We start from the raw sequence: 16143 nt of genomic DNA on the forward strand, positions 1-16143 counted from the left end.
ACCCTATGGGGCAGTCAGCGGAATGTCCTCAACCCGGCGCGGCTTGCCAATGGGCGCTGTGGCCAGTCCTTTGCGCACTGCGGCCAGATCTTCTTCACTTGGATATTCGCCGTTGAGCCAGTAGTCGAAGACGCGCCGTGCAATGGGAGCCGCCACTCCCGCGCCCCAACCAGCGTTTTCCACCACCACCGCCACCGCGATGCGCGGCTCGTCGGCGGGCGCGAACGCGATATAGAGCGCGTGATCGCGCTGGTGCTCTTCGAGCTTCTTGGAGTTGTATTTGTCTTTCTGCCCGATGGTGACGGCCTGCGCGGTCCCGGTCTTACCCCCTGAAACATAGCGCGCACCGGCAAACACGCGAGTGCCGGTGCCGCCCTGCGTGACGCCCACCATGGCACGCTTGATCACGTCTACATTGGCTTTCTTGAAGCCCAGGTTCTGGGGCTCTTCGAGTGCCACCGGGTGGTGCTCTCGCGTCATCACGTCGGTGGTGAACATGCCAAGGTGCGGGCGGTACGCCACGCCACCATTGGCCAGCGTGGCCGTGGCATGCGCCAGTTGCAGCATGGTGAAGGTGTTGTAGCCCTGGCCGATGCCCAGAGAAATTGTCTCGCCTGCGTACCAGCGACGGTGTTCGGGGCGTTTGTAGGCACTGCGTTTCCAGGCCTGACTCGGCAGCACCCCACGCAATTCACCGCCCAGGTCGATGCCGGTGATCTGGCCAAAACCCAGTGGCGCCATGAAGTCGTGGATGGCGTCGACGCCCATGTCGTTGGCCAGCTGGTAGTAGTACACGTTGCTCGAAAGCACGATGCTGCGAAACATGTCCACCGGCCCCAGGCCGTGGTCGCCATGGCTGCGAAAGGTGTGGCCACCAAAGGTCCAGGAACCGTTGTCCTGGGTGATGTAGCCGGGCGTGCGTTTGCCCGTTTCCAGTGCCGCCAGTCCCATGAAGGGCTTGTAGGTGGAACCCGGCGGGTAGGTGCCTCGGATGGCGCGGTTGAGCAGGGGCTTGTCGAGCGATTCGTTGAGCGCGGCCCAGTTCTCGAAGTCGATGCCTTCAACAAACAGATTCGGATCGAAGGTGGGTTTGCTCACCAGCGCCAGCACCTCGCCGTTGCGTGGATCGATGGCCACAAGCGCGCCGCGGCGGTCCCCAAACAGGTCTTCGATCATGCGCTGCAACTTGATGTCCAGCGTCAGGGTGACCGTGTTGCCCGGCGTGGCGGGAAAGCTCTGCAGGCGCCGCACCGCCCGTCCACCGGCCGATGTCTCCATTTGTTCCACGCCCGTGATGCCGTGCAGTTGCTGCTCAAAGCTCTGTTCGATGCCCAGCTTGCCGATGTAGTCGGTGCCCCGGTAGTTGGCTTCGTCATCTGAATCCTGGATGCGCGCCTTCTCCGTTTCATTGATACGGCCAATATAGCCAATGGCGTGGCTTGCGACTTCGCCAAAGGGGTAGTTGCGAAACAAGCGGGCTTTTACTTCGACGCCAGGGAAGCGGTAATTCTGGGCCGCAAACCGAGCCACCTCGGCATCACTCAGACGCGTGCGCAGCGGGAGCGATTCAAAGCTGCGCGATTCTTCCATCAGGCGTTTGAAGCGGCGCCGGTCGCGCGGCGTGATGTCCACCACCTCGGCCAGCGCGTTGATGGTGTCTTCCAGCACACCCACCTTGGACGGCGTAATTTCCAGCGTGTAGGCAGAATAGTTGTTCGCCAGCACCACACCATTGCGGTCCTCGATCAGGCCGCGGTGCGGGACGATGGGAACGATGGCGGTGCGGTTGCTCTCGGCCTGCTCGGCGAGGTCCTCGTGGCGCACGACTTGCAGAAACACCAGGCGCGCTACCAACAGGCAGAAGGCCAGCAGAACCACTGCACCAACCACCAGAACCCGCGCGCGAAAGCGTGAGGCGTCGGCCTCTACGTTGCGCAATTCCGTCATGGTTTGCGCTTTTCATCGCGCTCGGGCGCCCGACGCTGTGGCGCCAGCAGCAGCCAACTGGCCGGAGGCCAGAGCAGCGCCTCCAATGCGGGCGCCGCCAGCACACTCCAGCCGGGCAGCGTGCCACCTGCCAGCAAACCCACCACGACCTGCACCGCATGGGATAGAGCAAAAAGTCCGGCCATCTGCGGCGCCTGCGACACCGCGCTGTACCAGTGCAGGCGCCGGTGCGTGAGTGCCACACCGTACATCAGCACGGCGTAGGCCAAGGCATGCTGGCCGAGCAGGGCTGATTGTTGAACATCCATGCACAGCCCCAGCGCGAATGCGGTTCCCATGCCGACGCGAAGTGGCTGGTGCATTCCCCAGAAGGCCAGCAAGATCATCAGCAGGTCGGGCGTCCAGGGCGTGCGCCCAAGAGGCAGCATGTTGAGCGCCAGTGCAGCCGCGAGACTGGCGGCAAGGAACACCGGATTGGCCGGCATCAGCAGCAATTGGCCGCGCGGCATGATCATGGGCGCGCCTTTTCTTTCTTGTCCTTCTTCTCCGACTTGTCTGCCCGCGCGGGTTCCAGCGGAATCTCGGCGGCGGGCAAGTCGTTGACTGCGGGTGAGAGCAACAGCACATGCCGCGCCCCCTGAACGCGCGCCAGCGGTTTGCAATACACACGCGCAAAGGCGAGGTCGGCACGCCGCTCTACGCGCACGACGCGGGCCACGGGAAGACCGGGCGGATAGACGCGATCCATGCCGCTGGTGGTCAGCAGATCGCCCTCCTCGATATCGGCGCTGGCTTGCATGAAGCGCAGTTCCATACCGCCCCCGTGGCTAAGCACCGGGTCGCCAAAGGCTACGCCTCGCTGACCAGTACGCACATTGACGACAGGAATGGCTTGATCGCGGTCGATCAGCAAAGTCGCCTCGCTGTAGAACGGATGTACGCGCGTGATCTGACCGAGCACTCCCAGTGCATCCACCACCGGCGAGCCCGGCTCGACGCCGGAAGTCTGGCCGGCGTCGACCACCACCCGGCGGCTGTAGGGGTCGGCGGTGTCGTAGAGAATCTGTGCGGCACGGGCCGAAACCTTGGTGCGCGTACGCAGTTCAAGCAACTGCCTCAGGCGCTCGTTCTCAAGCTCCAGCTCTTCGAGTTGGTTGGCACGCAAAGAGGCTTCCAGGAGTAGGCGCTGCGCTTGCCTGGTCTGTGCCTGCGCGGCCTCAAGCGATTCCACATAGTTGGTGCTGCGCCCGAGAAACTCGACCGGCTGCAGCATCAGCCATTGCACGGGGTAGAGTGCGGTGGCGACGACGTTGCGTATTGGCTCGGTCATCCGAAAACGAGCATCTGCCACCATCAAAAACAGCGCCAGAGCGCTGTAGAGAATCAGCTGCGCGCGCGGCGTCGGGCCCTGGCGCATGAAGGATGGGGCGCTTCGCTCAAGGGTACCGTGCGGCATGCGGATTCCGGGTCAGGCTGCGCGCCGCTTGGCACCACGCTGCAGCGTACCCGGCTCATTCACTGGTGAAGATGCTTCCCGCACGGTCCATGCGCTCCAGGGCGATGCCGCAGCCCCGCACGACGCAGGTCAGCGGGTCTTCGGCCACCAGCACCGGCAGCCCCGTTTCTTCTGCCAGGAGTCGATCAAGGTCGCGCAGCAAGGCGCCGCCGCCGGTCAACATCATCCCGCGCTCGGCAATGTCCGCGCCCAGCTCTGGCGGCGTCTGTTCCAGCGCATTCTTGACGGCCGAGACGATCTGGTTGAGCGGTTCGGTCAGTGCTTCGAGCACTTCGTTGCTGGAAATGGTGAAGCTGCGCGGCACACCTTCGCTGAGGTTGCGGCCCCGGACTTCCATCTCGCGCACTTCCGAGCCCGGAAACGCCGAACCAATGTTCTTCTTGATGGCTTCTGCCGTGGGCTCGCCGATCAGCATGCCGTAGTTGCGGCGGATGTAGCTGATGATGGCTTCGTCGAATTTGTCGCCGCCGACGCGCACGCTGCCTTTGTAGACCATGCCGCCGAGCGAGATCACGCCCACTTCGGTGGTGCCACCGCCAATATCCACCACCATGGAGCCCGAAGCTTCGGACACCGGCAGGCCGGCCCCAATGCCGGCGGCCATCGGCTCTTCAATCAGATAGACCGAGGTGGCGCCTGCGGCTTCCGCTGCGTCCTTGATGGCGCGACGCTCCACCTGGGTGGAGCCACAGGGAACGCAGATGATGATGCGTGGGCTGGGGGTGAGCAGGGTGCGCGGATGCACCATCTTGATGAACTGCTTGATCATCTGCTCGGTGATCACAAAATCGGCAATCACGCCGTCCTTCATGGGACGGATGGCCTCGATGTTGCCAGGTACCTTGCCCAGCATGGCCTTGGCCTCGCGGCCGACGGCCTGGATCACCTTCTTGCCATGGGGCCCGCCTTCATGGCGAATGGCCACCACCGAGGGTTCGTCCAGCACAATACCCTTGTCGCGCGCAAAAATCAGTGTGTTCGCGGTGCCGAGGTCAATCGCGAGGTCGGTGGAGAAATACCGACGAAAAACTCCGAACATTCAACAATCCTCTCGGCACGGAAGGCGCTTCGGCCTGCCATCGCCGTGTTATATGGGAAAAACCGTGTTGGTACGCTGGTCCGGACAAGGCTCCCAACGACCACAACAAGTTCCTGAAGGAAGCACCTTGAGGGACTTATCGAACGAAAAGCGTCGCTGGAGGCGCCTCTCGACAAAGGCGGGATAATAGCGCATCCCCTGTGAATAACTCGCGCCTGCGGCCCCAGCGCAGGTGCTTTACATCCGGTTTCGACACCGCAATCCCATGGCATTGACCCTCCCAGAGATCGGCCGCCTTGCCCATTTGGCCCGTCTTGAGTTCGCCCCCGAAGAAAGTGAGCAACTGCTCACCGAGTTGAACGGGTTTTTTGACATCGTCGAGCAAATCCGAGCCGTCGATACGGCCGGCATTCAACCCCTGGCGCATCCTGTGGCGGTAGTGGCTCCGCAAATTCTGCGTCTGCGGGAGGACGTGGCGAGCGAACCCGACCAGCGCAGCGCCAATCAGCAAAACGCCCCGGCCGTAGAGCGCGGCCTGTTTCTCGTCCCTCGGGTGATCGAATGAGTGCCGCCAGAAGTGAAAGCCACCCAGCGTTGCACGACATGTCGCTGCGCGCCCTCGCGCAGGCGCTGCGCTCGCGCCAAGTCAGTGCATTGGAAGTTACCGAGCATTTCCTTGCGCGCATGCGCCAGCACCAGAGTCTGGGCGCATTTCTCGCGGTAGACGAGGAGGTGAGCCGTACCCAGGCCCGTCTGGCCGACGAGCGATTGGCCGCTGGCAGCACGGCGCCGCTCGAGGGTGTGCCTTTTGCGCACAAGGATATTTTCGTCACGCGCGACTTCCCCACGACGGCCGGCTCGCGCATGTTGGCGGGCTACCGATCTCCCTTTGACGCCACCGTAGTCCAGCGCCTTGCAGATGCCGGTGTCGTGACCTTGGGCAAACTCAATTGCGACGAGTTCGCCATGGGCTCGGCGAACGAAAACTCGGCCGCGACGCCGGTGGGCTTTGATGCGCCTGTGCCGGTGCGCAACCCCTGGGATCGCACGCGCATTCCCGGCGGCTCGTCCGGCGGCAGCGCCGCCGCCGTGGCGGCGCGTCTGGTGCCCGGCGCCACCGGGACCGACACCGGCGGCTCCATTCGTCAGCCCGCAGGGTTTTGCGGCATTACCGGTGTCAAGCCGACCTATGGGCGTGCCTCGCGCTACGGAATGATCGCGTTTGCCTCCAGCCTGGACCAGGCCGGCGTCTTTGCGCGTTCGGCAGACGATTGCGCGCTGCTCCTCTCCAGCGTCTGCGGTCCCGATCTGGACCGCGATTCCACCTCGCTGGATCGCCCGACAGAGGATTTTGCGCAAGGCCTCGACGCCCCGCTGGATGGCCTGCGCATCGGCTTGCCGCAAGAGTTCTTTGGTGCTGGTCTGGCCCCCGGCGTGCGCGCCGCCGTGGATGCCGCGCTCAAGGAGTATGAAAAGCTTGGCGCGCGCCTTGTCCCCATCCGCCTGCCGCGCACCGAACTGGCCATCCCGGTCTACTACATCATTGCGCCGGCCGAAGCCAGCTCCAACCTGAGTCGCTTTGACGGCGTGAAGTTTGGCCACCGGGCCAGGCAGTACGAGGATCTGCTGGACATGTACAAGAAGACGCGCGCCGAAGGCTTTGGCGACGAGGTCAAGCGCCGCATCATGATCGGCACCTATGTGCTCTCGCACGGCTACTACGACGCCTACTACCTGCAGGCGCAGAAAATTCGCCGCATGATTGCCGACGATTTCCAGCAGGCCTTCAAGGACTGTGACGTGATTGCCGGGCCGGTAGCCCCCTGCGTCGCCTGGAAGATTGGCGCACATCGCAGCGACCCGCTGGCGGACTACCTGGCCGACATCTTCACGCTCCCTGCCTCTCTTGCTGGCCTGCCCGGCATGAGCCTGCCGGCAGGTTTTGGTGAGGACGGCATGCCCGTGGGCTTGCAACTCATTGGCAATTACTTCCAGGAAGCGCGCCTGCTCCAGGCCGCGCACCGCTTCCAGCAAGCCACCGATTTTCACCTGCGCTCACCCGCAGGCATCTGACCATGACCGCCCCCCTGATTCACGGCTACGAGGTCGTCATCGGCTTCGAGACCCACGCCCAACTGGCCACACGCAGCAAGATTTTCAGCCGTGCTTCCACCGCCTTTGGCGCCGAGCCCAACACGCAGGCTTGCGCGGTCGATCTGGCCCTGCCTGGCACGCTGCCGGTCATGAACCGCGCGGCCGTGGAATGTGCTATCAAATTAGGACTTGCACTTGGCTCCCACATTGCGCCAGAGAGCATTTTTGCCCGAAAAAACTACTTTTACCCGGATCTGCCCAAGGGCTACCAGATCAGCCAGTTCGAGATTCCGGTGGTGCAGGGCGGAGAGGTGTCCTTCCTGCTCGGCGAGACCCTGCAAACTGTGCGCCTGGTGCGCGCCCACCTGGAAGAAGACGCCGGCAAGTCGCTGCACGAAGACTTCACTGGCCAGTCGGGCATCGACCTGAATCGCGCCGGTACGCCGCTGCTCGAGATCGTCACCGAGCCCGACATGCGCTCGTCCGCAGAGGCCGTGGCCTATGCGCGCGAGCTGCACAAGATCGTCACCTGGATCGGCATCTGCGACGGCAACATGCAGGAAGGGTCGTTCCGCTGCGACGCCAACGTTTCGGTGCGCAAGCCCGGCGCAGCGCTGGGCACGCGGCGCGAGATCAAGAACCTCAACAGCTTCAAGAGCATGCAGCAGGCCATGGATTACGAGATCCGCTGGCAGATCGAGGAAATCGAAGATGGCCGCGCCATCGAGCAGGCCACGGTGCTGTTCAACCCCGACACCGGCGAGACGCGTGCCATGCGCAGCAAGGAAGACGCCGCCGACTACCGCTACTTTCCTGATCCCGACTTGCCGCCGCTGGTCATTGCGGAGCAATGGATCGAGGACATTCGCGCGCACATGGGCGAACTGCCGCGTGCCATGGCGGCGCGCTTTGTTGCCGACTATGGCGTGCCCGAATACGACGCCGCCATCCTCACGCAAAGCAAGGCCATGGCGGCGTACTTTGAGCGTGCAGCGCAGGCAAGCAGCCAGCCCAAGCTGGCGAGCAACTGGATCATGGGCGAACTCGCGCGCCGCCTCAATGCCGAGGAACGCTCCATTGAGCAGGCACCGGTGGGAGCCGAGCAACTGGCGCAACTGCTGCAGCGCATCAACGATGCCACGGTGTCCAACAACGCCGCGCGACAGGTCTTCGAGGCGCTGTGGAGCGGCGCGGGAAGCGATGTGGACGCCCTCATCGATTTCCTGGGCCTGCGCCAGATGAACGACACGGGTGCACTTGAAGCCCTGGTGGATCAGGTGATTGCCGCCAATGCCGACAACGTCGCCCAATACCGCGCCGGCAAGGACAAGGCCTTCAACGCGCTGGTGGGGCAGGTGATGAAGGCGAGCAAAGGCAAGGCCAACCCGCAGCAGGCCACTGATTTGCTGCGCAAGCGCCTCGTGCGCTGAGGCTGGACAACAGCGCGCGGTTCTGCGCCTAGCGTGCTGCTGCGGCGGCACCGCCCGGCAGGACAGCGGGAACCGGGGCGCGCGCTGCCCACAGCTGCTTGAGCTGGGCCAGCTCGGCGTCAAAGCGCTTGTGGATGCGCCGCTTTTCCTGGTCTTGCCCCGCAATGAAGCGCTGCTGCTCTTCAATGTCCGCTTCGTTGGACGCCAGCTGGCGGCGCAACTTCATGGGCGCCTTGGCGGGGTCCTTTTGATAGAACTCCATTTCGGCGTCAATGGCCTTGCGCCGGTCTTTGAGTTCCTCGATGCGTTTGACGGCAGTTGCGGTGACCGCGTCCACGCTCTCCAGGGCAGCGGCGCGCTCCGTGTCATGCGCTGCGCGGTCGGGATAGCGCGAGATCAGCACGCGTTCGCGCCGGCGTTCTTCGGCGATGCGGTTTTGCTCTTCTTCCAGCTTGCGCTGCTGCGCCGCCTGCAGCGCACGCTCGTGCTCGGTGAGGCTGGGGCCGATGATGCGTCGCACGGTTCCGGTAGCACCCAGTTCGCGTTGTTCGCGATCCAGGCAGGCAGAGATGGGGCGGTCAGAAGTGATCCGGCGCCCATTGGCATCCACGCAGGTGTAGATGCTGCCCGTGCCTGTGTCGGCCGCGAGCGCGCCCATGCCTGCCGGCAGAAGCAGCGCGATCACCCAGCCAGCGATCCGACCATAAGCGTTCAATGCCTATCCTTCTCCAACGCCATAACGCTGGCGATACGCCAGCACCCGTTCGCGGTGCTGACCCACTTCGGCGCCGCGTGTTTCCGAAAGATACAGCAATAAGTCTGCCAGTGTGGCGATGGCACAAACTTTCAGCCCGAGGGTTCGCCGCACATATTGCACCGCGCTGTACTCGACATCCCCGCCGCCTTCCGTTGCTTTTTCCTGTCGGTCCAGCGCAATCAGCATGGCGTGGGGTGTGGCCCCGGCCTGGCGAATCAGCGCAATCGACTCGCGCGCGGCGGTGCCGGCTGACATCACATCGTCGACGATCAGCACACGCCCTGCCAAGGGCGCGCCGACGAGCGTACCGCCCTCTCCATGGTCCTTGGCTTCCTTGCGGTTGTAGGCAAAGGGCACATTGCGCCCCTGCCGCGCCAGCTCGACTGCCAGTGTGGCAGCCAGGGGAATGCCTTTGTAGGCAGGTCCGAAAACCATATCAAACTCGATGCCGCTGTCCAGCAGGGCTTTTGCATAGAATTGTGCGAGCCGGCCCAGCGTGGCGCCGTCATGAAACAGGCCTGCATTGAAAAAATACGGGCTCATGCGGCCCGCTTTCGTCTTGAATTGGCCAAAGCCCAACACGCCGGCATCGACCGCAAAGCGCACGAATTCCTGTGCCGTTGTGCCCGCGTCCACGGGCTTCACATCCATATCCGCCATGGGAAAATCCTTGTTCAAGCTCACCAGTCTCAACCTCAACGGCATTCGCTCGGCCACCAGCAAAGGGCTGGAGCGCTGGCTGGACGCAAGCAGGCCGGATTGTATTTGCGTCCAGGAGATCAAGGCCCAGCAGGCCGACGTCGCAGGCCGCTTCGAGCAGCTCGCTGGCCTCCAGGGGCATTTCCACTTTGCCGAGAAAAAAGGCTATTCCGGCGTGGGCATCTACACCCGCCATGAACCCAGTGACGTGCGCATCGGCTACGGCTCACCCGAATTCGATGCCGAAGGGCGCACCCTGGAACTGCGCTTTGACACGCCCGCGCGCAAGTTCTCCATCGTCAGCGCCTACTTTCCCAGTGGCTCCTCGGGCGACGAGCGCCAGCAGGCCAAATTCCGTTTTCTGGAGCAATTCCATCCGCACCTGATGCAGCAGCGCGGCGAGCGCGAGTTCATCCTGTGCGGCGACATCAATATTGCGCACCAGCAGATTGATTTGAAAAACTGGCGCAGCAACCAGAAGAACAGCGGTTTTTTGCCCGAAGAGCGTGCCTGGATGACAAAGCTGTTACACACAACTGATCCGGGAGGCGGGCTGGTCGACGTTTATCGCCTGCTGCACCCAGAAACCACGGGCGATGCCTACACTTGGTGGAGCAACCGCGGCCAGGCCTGGGCCAACAACGTGGGGTGGCGACTGGATTACCACCTGGCCAGTCCGTCGATTGCCCAGCGCGCGCGCGCTGCCAGCATCTACAAAGAAGAGCGTTTTTCCGATCACGCACCGCTCACCATCGACTACGAGCTTGCCCTTTAGCCAAGGACCTCATGGACTCTTCGCCTGCCACTGCACACCACGAAACGCCTCCGCCCAGCCCGCATTTCGATCCCCCAGCGCCGATGCACTGTGGCAGCTCATCAATTCGCCGCATCCAGTGGTGGGGGCGGCGCGGCACCTGGGCGAGGCCCTGGTGAATGCGGGCATGGTGCGCGCTGCGACGCTTGCTGATGCCTTGCAGCTGCAGCACCAGGAGCGTGCACAGGGAGTACACCGGCTGATCGGTCAAATCCTGATCGGCGGCGGCGCGCTCACGCAAGAGCAGTTGCGCCAGGTGATTGCGGCTTGGCTGGGCGACTATGTCGTAGACCCTGGTCAGCTTCACCCCGACGCAGCCGCGCTGGCGCTGGTGCCGCGCCAGGTGGCCGAGCGCGAATCGGTGCTGCCGCTGCTGGCACGGGACGACGCGCTGGTCGTGCTGATGGTGGACCCGCTGGACCGCCTGCTGCTTGACGAATTGCGCTTTCTGACGCAGCGCCGCCTGATCGCCTTGCGCGCTGCGCCTGGCACGCTCGCCCCCGCCATTGCCAAGGCGTACGCGGTGCATTCGGGGGACAGCCAGAATGCCGCGCTGCGCTCCGACGCTGCGATGGCGGGCGGCGCGGTTCGCGCCAGCGCCCAGGAACTCGCCAGCACACTGGAGGGCTCCACGCCCGACGGTGCAGCAGAAGCCACCGACGTGGTGAACGAGTCGGACAACACCCTGGTGCGCCTGGTCAATTCGCTGATCACCGAAGCCATTGCCCAGCGCGCATCGGACATCCACATTGAAACCGAAATGCCGCCCCAGCCCGTGCGCATCCGCCTGCGCGTGGACGGCGAGTTGCGGCCGTACCTTGAACTGCCGGCGCGTTATCGCTTCGCCTTGGTGGCACGCATCAAGATCATGGCCAGCATGGATATCTCCGAGCACCGCAAACCGCAGGACGGAAAGATCGACTTCTCGCGCTTCGGCGGCCCGCCGGTGGAGCTGCGGGTGGTTACCGTGCCGACCTCGCGCGGGCTCCAGGACGTGGTGCTGCGCTTGCTGGCTGGCGCCAAGCCACTGCCGCTCGACGGCATTGGCCTGAGTCCGGCAAACCTCGAATCGCTGCGCCGCGTGGTGCAAAAGAGCTATGGCCTGGTGCTGGTTTGTGGCCCTACCGGCTGCGGCAAAACGACCACACTGCATTCGGTGATCAGCGACATCAACACCACCGGGCGCAAGATATGGACCGCTGAAGACCCGATTGAAATCACCCAGAGCGGCCTGCGCCAGGTGCAGATGAACCCGCGCATTGGCTGGACCTTTGCGGCTGCCATGCGCACCTTTCTGCGCGCCGACCCCGACGTGATCATGATTGGCGAAATGCGCGACGAGGAAACCGCGCGCATCGCCATCGAGGCCTCACTCACCGGCCACCTGGTGCTCTCGACGCTCCACACCAACTCCGCCCCCGAGAGCATTGCCCGTCTGCTGGAGATCGGGCTCGACCCCTTCAATTTCTCCGATTCGCTGCTGGCCATCCTGGCGCAGCGGCTGGTGCGGCGCCTGTGCACCGCTTGCCGCCACGCCGAGCCCCTCGACGATGCTCGCCTGGACGAACTGGCAGAGCAGTATCTGGCCAGCACGCAGGACAGCGGCAGCGCTGCGCGTGCAGCACAGGTGGCCCGCTGGCGCACCAGCTATGCCGACGCGAACGGCCAGTTGGTGACGTGGCGGCGTGTGGGCTGCGCCCAATGCGAACACGATGGCTACCACGGACGCCTGGGCATCCACGAACTCATGCTCAGCGACGACACCATCCGCCAGCACATCCGCCACCGTGCACCCGCCAGCGAAATCCGGCACTCGGCTCTGGCCACCGGTATGCGCACGCTGCGCCAGGACGGGATCGAAAAGGTCTTGCAGGGCCTGACGGACATGAGCGAAGTGCTGGCAGCCACCAACCTGTAAAGCGAAGACCGCATCCCAACGCATGCTCAAGTACCTCACCGTTCCCGTCACGCCATTTCAGCAGAACTGCTCCATCGTCTGGTGCGATGCCACGCAGCAGGCGGCCGTCATCGACCCGGGTGGCGACCTCAACCGCCTGCTGGGCGAAGTCGGGCGCCTGGGGCTGCATCTCGAACAGATCTGGCTCACCCATGCCCACATCGACCACGCCGGCGGCACGGGCGAGCTGGCCGAGCGGCTGCAACTGCCCATCGTTGGCCCGCACCCTGGGGACCAGTTCTGGATTGACGGACTGCCGCAGCAAAGTGCGATGTTTGGTTTTCCACCTGCGAAACACTTCACGCCGACGCGCTGGCTGCACGATGGCGATACCGTGCAGATCGGCAACGAGACGCTGCAGGTGCGCCATTGCCCCGGCCACACGCCCGGCCACGTGGTGTTCCACGCGCCGCAGATCGAGCGGGCCTTTGTGGGGGATGTGCTGTTTGCCGGCAGCATCGGCCGGACTGATTTCCCGCAGGGCAACCACCAGCAGCTCATCGACAGCATCACCCAGCGCCTCTGGCCCATGGGCGACGCCACGGTGTTCATTCCAGGCCACGGACCCGAGAGCAGTTTTGGGCGAGAGCGGCGCTCGAACCCTTACGTACAGGGTACGTAAAATGCTATCTAATTAGTAGCTTGTAGCGCTTGCTGAACAAGCGCTGAAGGCACTTTTCATTCAATATTTTCCACTGCAAACCTCCAAGAAGGAATAGGCTGGCATTCGCCTCCTTCTCAGACCGCTCTTGCCGAGGGTCGGACAGGCGTGCTCAGAACGCCCAGGCCCCGAGCTGGTAGTAGTCCACCCCGCCGCTGCGGCCGCCCAGGCACTGCGCCAGGAAATCCTCGGTCTTGCGGTACATCGCGAGATTGTTGGGCCAGCGCTGGTTGCCATGGCCATCGCCCCGGAACGTGACGTAGTCCACCGGCCGCCCCGCCTTGCGCAGCGCCTGCACCATCAGCTCGGACTGCTCAAGCTTCACGCGCACATCGTTCACGCCGTGCATGATGAGCAGCGGGCTGGTTTTGGGGCCGACCTTGAACAGTGGCGACTTGGCCTCCATCGTGCGGCGGTCTTCGGGTTTGGAAGGGTCGCCGACGTAGCGGTGCCAGCCGATCATGCCCATCTCCCAATACGCAGGCGCTTTTTCCAAAGTCAACGCCAGGTGCGACATGCCCACCACGTCAATGGCGCAAGCAAAGGTCTCTGGCGTGAACGTGGCACCCACCAGCGCCGAATAGCCTCCGTAGCTGGCACCGTAGATCGCCACGCGTGCCGGGTCGGCAAGGCCTTGCTGGACCGCCCATCGCACGCCATCGACCAGGTCATCGTGCATCCGGCCAGCAAACTCGCCGATGGCTTTTTCCATGAAAGCACGGCCATAACCCGACGAACCCCGGTAGTTGATCTGCAGCACGGCATAACCCCGATTGGCCAAAAACTGCTGCAGGGACCGATTGGAGGCACCAGCGCTCCAGCGGTCGCGGATCCAAGGGCCGCCATGCACCAGCAGAACCAGCGGCAACTTGCGCGCCTCCACGCCCTCGGGCAGCGTCAGGTAGCCGTGCAGCGGCAGGCCATCGCGCGCCGTCGAGGCGATGGGCTGGGTGGCAGCCAGCTTGGCTCGCAATAGGCTCAGGCGGTTTTCCCCCAACAGCTCAGGCGCGCCTTTGGCGGGCAAGAGGTAACTGCGCTCACCCCGGTCCGTGGCCACCACGGCTGTCATCGTGCGTTCGCTCTGGTCCATGCTGGTGATGAACACCTCGGCTGGTGTTCCACCTGCCAGCGCATCCAGGCGCTTGCGCAGGGCTGCGTCGAACACCTGGCGGTGCGGATAGTCGGGAAGCGAATACGCAACCAGTGGCTGGTGGGTACGGCTGCTGATCAGGGCGTTGTCCAGGTCCACCTCGGGGCTGGCATACACGACGGTCTCCAAACCATCGGCCAGGCGCATGCGGACCAGGGCGGCTTTGTCGCGCCCCCGGCCGGAGATTGCCCACACATGCGCGGCATCAGCGTCCAGCTCCAGAAGGCGCACAAAGTCAAAGCGGTCCCACTGCGCCGCATTGGCCCAACCGCCGGGAGCCTTTGCATCGGGGCGCTGCAGTGTGGCCTGCCCATCGGCCACGGCGACGCGTGCCCGCAGGCCGCCTTGCCGGTCCACCACCCAGCTGCTGACGTTGCCAGGGTTGGTGGCCACCACCGTGTGGGCACCGGTGCGCGGGTCCACGCGGTGCAGGTCAAACACCTTCTTGTCGCGCTGGTTGCTTGTCACCATCAGGTCAGCGCCGCCCTCTACCGTTTGCACGATCGAACTGGCGGTCTTGTCGAATGGGGTGAGATCCACCCACGCGGCGCCAGGCCGGCCGACGGCAACGGCGTAGATATGTGCGTTTTCGTCGCCAGTGCTGTCAACGGTTGCAGCGAGGTACTGGCTGTCAGCCGTCCAGCGAAAGCCGCGTGCCCGGATGGGGTAGGCGCGTGCATCGTCGCGCCCTACTGTGCGTACCCAGATGGCCGGGCGAAGGCCCTGCACGCCCATCCACGCCAGCCGGGTGCCGTCGGGCGACACGCGGTGGTGGCCCGTGGCTTCCAGGCTGGTGACAAAGTCACGCACCGGAACCAGCTCGGGCAATTGCGCGCCGGCCAGCGAGGGGTGCGTGGGTGCAGTGCTGCAACCCGCCAAGGCCGCGAGGCCCGCAAAGAAAACGCTTCCGCACCATTGGCGCGCCGCGCTTGTTCGGCTTTGCTGTGCCATACGAACCGTCCCCTGTGAGTTGAAACATCGAAGGGGCTATTGTGCAAAAGCGCCGTGGTACCGGTAGCCGCTTGGGCCTGTTCCGAAGTGCCGTTTGGGACGGAAACGGGACTCGGCCAACTATGTGCAGGGGATTTATTTAGCTATTGTTATGATAGCTATTAACGCTTTCTGAATAAGCGCCAGAATCCATTTCTACCTGAAATTCACTTCTTGCTCTTGATGGCTTTGCGCAGCAAGCGGCTGGCGCGGTCACGCAGGTGCAGCGGCGTATGGACGCCCCCGAAAGTGCCGGGCTGGGCGGCAACGCAAGCGGTTAGAAAGTCGTTCAGGATCGCCGTGTCGTCCAGCGTCTGCGAGCCCGCCTGATGAAACTCGGGGTGCCACTGCGTCGCCGCAATGTAGCCGCGCCCAGGCCCAGGGCTCAGGCGGATGGCCTCGGGCACGCGGTCGGGCAGGCTGAAGGCTTCGACGACAAAGTCGGGCGCAACGCGCTTGATGCCTTGGTGGTGAATGCTGTTGACGCGCGCGCTTGGTTTGTCGGGGTACAACTGCGCCAACCGCGTGCCCGGCACAAGTTCAATGTCGTGAAAATGCTGGTCGTAGGTGCTGGCATTGCGGTGCAGCTGGGCGCCAGGGTGCTGTTCCTGCAGGTCCTGGTACAGCGCCCCGCCAAACGCCACATTGATCAGCTGCAGGCCGCGGCAGACGCCAAAAATCGGCTTTCTGGCCTGGGCAAAGGCCTTCACCACAGCCAGGTCATAGAGGTCGCGCACCCGGTCGCCGAGCCACTCCTGGCGCAGCGGCTCCTCTCCATAGTTGCCCGGCCATACGTCGGCGCCGCCGTGCATGACCACGCCGTCCAGCCACTCGGCGTAGTGGTCCAGCGTGACGTCGCCGCGCGCCGTGTCGCCCGTGGGGCAAGGCACCATGACCACCATGGCCCCGGCGGACATGATCCAGTGGGCAATCGACTGCTCCACGTACTGGAGCGTCTTGTTGGTGAACAGGGAGCGGCTCGGGTCGGCATGCTGAAAGCAGGCGGAGAGTCCGATTTTGAGGCGGCGTGGAGCAAACATACTTCTTTGTAACACCTTGGCGCCGTCCGCGCTGTAGGGCAGAACCTTG

Annotated in this window: 14 protein-coding genes; 6 read left to right on the forward strand and 8 right to left on the reverse strand. The window is 64.0% G+C overall.

Annotated elements, in window-relative coordinates; genetic code table 11:
• Nucleotides 1-3 precede the first annotated feature (3 nt).
• From mrdA to C6571_RS07920, 4 genes are read right to left on the reverse strand one after another with little or no spacing between them, the layout of a single operon-like run.
• Nucleotides 4-1947, reverse strand: coding sequence for a penicillin-binding protein 2 (gene mrdA / locus C6571_RS07905; protein ID WP_106446199.1), 1944 nt, complete (start codon nucleotides 1945-1947; stop codon nucleotides 4-6).
• Nucleotides 1944-2462 (reverse strand): rod shape-determining protein MreD, encoded by a 519-nt coding sequence (gene mreD, locus C6571_RS07910; RefSeq protein ID WP_106446200.1) that lies wholly within the window; start codon nucleotides 2460-2462, stop codon nucleotides 1944-1946. Before mreD ends, mrdA begins: the two co-directional genes overlap by 4 nt.
• Nucleotides 2459-3403, reverse strand: coding sequence for a rod shape-determining protein MreC (mreC, locus tag C6571_RS07915; protein WP_106446201.1), 945 nt, complete (start codon nucleotides 3401-3403; stop codon nucleotides 2459-2461). The genes mreD and mreC overlap by 4 nt, the downstream gene beginning before the upstream one ends.
• A 55-nt stretch (nucleotides 3404-3458) precedes the next feature.
• Nucleotides 3459-4502, reverse strand: a complete 1044-nt coding sequence (locus C6571_RS07920) for a rod shape-determining protein (protein ID WP_106446202.1) — start codon at nucleotides 4500-4502, stop codon at nucleotides 3459-3461.
• Nucleotides 4503-4767: 265 nt separating this feature from the next.
• Here C6571_RS07920 and gatC point away from each other — a divergent pair, with 265 nt between their 5' ends.
• From gatC to gatB, 3 genes are read left to right on the forward strand one after another with little or no spacing between them, the layout of a single operon-like run.
• Nucleotides 4768-5067, forward strand: a complete 300-nt coding sequence (gene gatC / locus C6571_RS07925) for an Asp-tRNA(Asn)/Glu-tRNA(Gln) amidotransferase subunit GatC (protein ID WP_106446203.1) — start codon at nucleotides 4768-4770, stop codon at nucleotides 5065-5067.
• 38 nt (nucleotides 5068-5105) lie between these two features.
• Nucleotides 5106-6575 (forward strand): Asp-tRNA(Asn)/Glu-tRNA(Gln) amidotransferase subunit GatA, encoded by a 1470-nt coding sequence (gene gatA / locus C6571_RS07930; RefSeq protein WP_420852914.1) that lies wholly within the window; start codon nucleotides 5106-5108, stop codon nucleotides 6573-6575.
• Between the two features lie 2 nt (nucleotides 6576-6577).
• A complete protein-coding gene (gene gatB / locus C6571_RS07935) occupies nucleotides 6578-8026 on the forward strand; it encodes an Asp-tRNA(Asn)/Glu-tRNA(Gln) amidotransferase subunit GatB (RefSeq protein ID WP_106446205.1) in 1449 nt (482 codons plus the stop codon).
• 28 nt (nucleotides 8027-8054) lie between these two features.
• Here the strand turns inward: gatB and C6571_RS07940 are convergent, their stop codons facing one another.
• Both C6571_RS07940 and pyrE read right to left on the reverse strand, forming a co-directional pair.
• On the reverse strand, nucleotides 8055-8684 hold the full coding sequence (locus C6571_RS07940) for a DUF4124 domain-containing protein (protein ID WP_106448114.1): 630 nt from the start codon (nucleotides 8682-8684) through the stop codon (nucleotides 8055-8057).
• Between the two features lie 60 nt (nucleotides 8685-8744).
• Nucleotides 8745-9443 carry an orotate phosphoribosyltransferase gene (gene pyrE / locus C6571_RS07945; RefSeq protein WP_106446206.1) on the reverse strand — a complete coding sequence of 233 codons (699 nt, stop codon included), beginning with the start codon at nucleotides 9441-9443 and terminating at the stop codon, nucleotides 8745-8747.
• Between pyrE and C6571_RS07950 the strand changes: the two genes are divergently transcribed.
• The 3 genes from C6571_RS07950 to C6571_RS07960 all read left to right on the forward strand — a co-directional run bounded on the left by C6571_RS07950 (nucleotide 9442) and on the right by C6571_RS07960 (nucleotide 12875).
• A complete protein-coding gene (locus C6571_RS07950) occupies nucleotides 9442-10257 on the forward strand; it encodes an exodeoxyribonuclease III (RefSeq protein ID WP_245901453.1) in 816 nt (271 codons plus the stop codon). The genes pyrE and C6571_RS07950 overlap by 2 nt on opposite strands.
• 154 nt (nucleotides 10258-10411) lie before the next feature.
• Nucleotides 10412-12214 (forward strand): GspE/PulE family protein, encoded by a 1803-nt coding sequence (locus C6571_RS07955; protein WP_245901455.1) that lies wholly within the window; start codon nucleotides 10412-10414, stop codon nucleotides 12212-12214.
• 22 nt (nucleotides 12215-12236) lie between these two features.
• Nucleotides 12237-12875 carry an MBL fold metallo-hydrolase gene (locus C6571_RS07960; protein ID WP_106446208.1) on the forward strand — a complete coding sequence of 213 codons (639 nt, stop codon included), beginning with the start codon at nucleotides 12237-12239 and terminating at the stop codon, nucleotides 12873-12875.
• Between the two features lie 151 nt (nucleotides 12876-13026).
• On the opposite strand, the gene C6571_RS07965 is transcribed toward C6571_RS07960, so the two are convergent.
• Both C6571_RS07965 and C6571_RS07970 read right to left on the reverse strand, forming a co-directional pair.
• Complete coding sequence (locus C6571_RS07965; RefSeq protein WP_106446209.1) at nucleotides 13027-15015, reverse strand: S9 family peptidase; 1989 nt, start codon at nucleotides 15013-15015, stop codon at nucleotides 13027-13029.
• Nucleotides 15016-15221: 206 nt separating this feature from the next.
• The gene (locus C6571_RS07970; RefSeq protein WP_106448116.1) at nucleotides 15222-16094 is read right to left on the reverse strand and encodes a gamma-glutamyl-gamma-aminobutyrate hydrolase family protein; all 873 of its coding nucleotides are present in this window, start codon (nucleotides 16092-16094) and stop codon (nucleotides 15222-15224) included.
• Nucleotides 16095-16143 lie beyond the last annotated feature (49 nt).

The organism is Simplicispira suum, from assembly GCF_003008595.1.
Classification (GTDB): Bacteria; Pseudomonadota; Gammaproteobacteria; order Burkholderiales; family Burkholderiaceae_C; genus Simplicispira; species Simplicispira suum.

What these genes read in the sequence shown, in the direction of transcription:
- C6571_RS07970 (WP_106448116.1), bottom strand. Translation starts at nt 16,094, where the DNA reads ATGTTTGCTCCACGCCGCCTCAAAATCGGACTCTCCGCCTGCTTTCAG.
- C6571_RS07920 (WP_106446202.1), bottom strand. Translation starts at nt 4,502, where the DNA reads ATGTTCGGAGTTTTTCGTCGGTATTTCTCCACCGACCTCGCGATTGAC.
- C6571_RS07950 (WP_245901453.1), top strand. Translation starts at nt 9,442, where the DNA reads ATGGGAAAATCCTTGTTCAAGCTCACCAGTCTCAACCTCAACGGCATT.
- C6571_RS07940 (WP_106448114.1), bottom strand. Translation starts at nt 8,684, where the DNA reads ATGGGCGCGCTCGCGGCCGACACAGGCACGGGCAGCATCTACACCTGC.
- mrdA (WP_106446199.1), bottom strand. Translation starts at nt 1,947, where the DNA reads ATGACGGAATTGCGCAACGTAGAGGCCGACGCCTCACGCTTTCGCGCG.
- gatB (WP_106446205.1), top strand. Translation starts at nt 6,578, where the DNA reads ATGACCGCCCCCCTGATTCACGGCTACGAGGTCGTCATCGGCTTCGAG.
- mreC (WP_106446201.1), bottom strand. Translation starts at nt 3,403, where the DNA reads ATGCCGCACGGTACCCTTGAGCGAAGCGCCCCATCCTTCATGCGCCAG.
- C6571_RS07960 (WP_106446208.1), top strand. Translation starts at nt 12,237, where the DNA reads ATGCTCAAGTACCTCACCGTTCCCGTCACGCCATTTCAGCAGAACTGC.
- gatA (WP_420852914.1), top strand. Translation starts at nt 5,106, where the DNA reads ATGTCGCTGCGCGCCCTCGCGCAGGCGCTGCGCTCGCGCCAAGTCAGT.
- C6571_RS07965 (WP_106446209.1), bottom strand. Translation starts at nt 15,015, where the DNA reads ATGGCACAGCAAAGCCGAACAAGCGCGGCGCGCCAATGGTGCGGAAGC.
- gatC (WP_106446203.1), top strand. Translation starts at nt 4,768, where the DNA reads ATGGCATTGACCCTCCCAGAGATCGGCCGCCTTGCCCATTTGGCCCGT.
- pyrE (WP_106446206.1), bottom strand. Translation starts at nt 9,443, where the DNA reads ATGGCGGATATGGATGTGAAGCCCGTGGACGCGGGCACAACGGCACAG.
- mreD (WP_106446200.1), bottom strand. Translation starts at nt 2,462, where the DNA reads ATGATCATGCCGCGCGGCCAATTGCTGCTGATGCCGGCCAATCCGGTG.